We start from the raw sequence: 937 nt of genomic DNA, 5'->3' as shown, positions 1-937 counted from the left end.
GCTGGGGTGGGTGCCGCTGGAGTCGGTCGAACATGCCGGGGGCTTCCCGGTGCGGATCATGCTGCGGCGGCTGGCGCCGCGCTGATCAGCGGGTGCTGCGCATCGGCTGCGGTGCCGGCCGGTCGGCCAGAGAGCCGAGGGTAAAGGTGTAGCCGGCTTCTTCCAGCAGCTTGCGCATGCGCAGCTCTGCGCGCTTGGGATACGCCAGCGACAGCGGCGCATGCAACGCATAGGACGTGGATTTACCCGGCATCGTGTCGCGGGTGACAGACGACTGATTCGTTTCGCAGGCATTGGACCACAGGTCCGACAGAACCTTCGGCCCGATGGATTGATTGTTGCCTAGGCGAAGCGTCAGCCAACGCATGTGTTCCATAGCAGATCCAAGCAGCCCTTTCGATCGAGTATGCACCAATTCCCCCTGCCCCGTACGTGTGCGTGCGGTCGCCCGGACGCAGACAGCCCCGGACGTGCCGGGGCTGTCTGCGCGGTCCGCGCGTTCATCTGGAACGGATCATGCCGAGGCGATCCGTTGCCATCGCAGGGCAGTCGATCAGTGCTTCATCGCATGCTTGCGGTCACGCATGACCGCATGGCATTCCTGCACCTGCGGCAGCAGGCGCTGCACTTCCTGGCGCGCGGCCGGCGGGGTGTCGGCGTCGGTAAGGGTGTCCTTGAACGCCTTCAGCAAGCGGTCCTCGGATTCTTCCAGCTCGGCCACGTAGCCGTACTGGGTGTCACCAAGCGTGGCGCGCACCTTGCCGTAGAACTGCTGCATCGAGCCGACCACGGTGCCGTGCTCGGCCGGCTTGCCACCCGCGGCCAGAACGGTGGCGCTGAGCGAACGCACGATCTCGTCCTTGACCCCGGCGATGCGGGTGAACAGCGACGACAGCTCGGTGTCTTCCACCTTGCCGGCCGCTTCGGTGTAGAACTC

At 65.6% G+C, this 937-nt stretch carries 2 protein-coding genes; both read right to left on the bottom strand.

The genetic code is table 11. From position 1 onward, the window contains the following. Positions 1-85: 85 nt before the first annotated feature. Positions 86-367, bottom strand: coding sequence for a hypothetical protein (locus ACXJKH_RS21295; RefSeq protein ID WP_306175362.1), 282 nt, complete (start codon positions 365-367; stop codon positions 86-88). Between the two features lie 186 nt (positions 368-553). Further along, positions 554-937, bottom strand: a 384-nt coding sequence (locus ACXJKH_RS21290; RefSeq protein WP_457322356.1) for a PA2169 family four-helix-bundle protein, incomplete at its 5' end; no start/stop codon positions are given.

Source organism: Stenotrophomonas sp. P5_B8, assembly GCF_054049855.1.
Note: the sequence above shows the minus strand (reverse complement) of the source record. Positions and strands in the feature narration are given on the sequence as shown.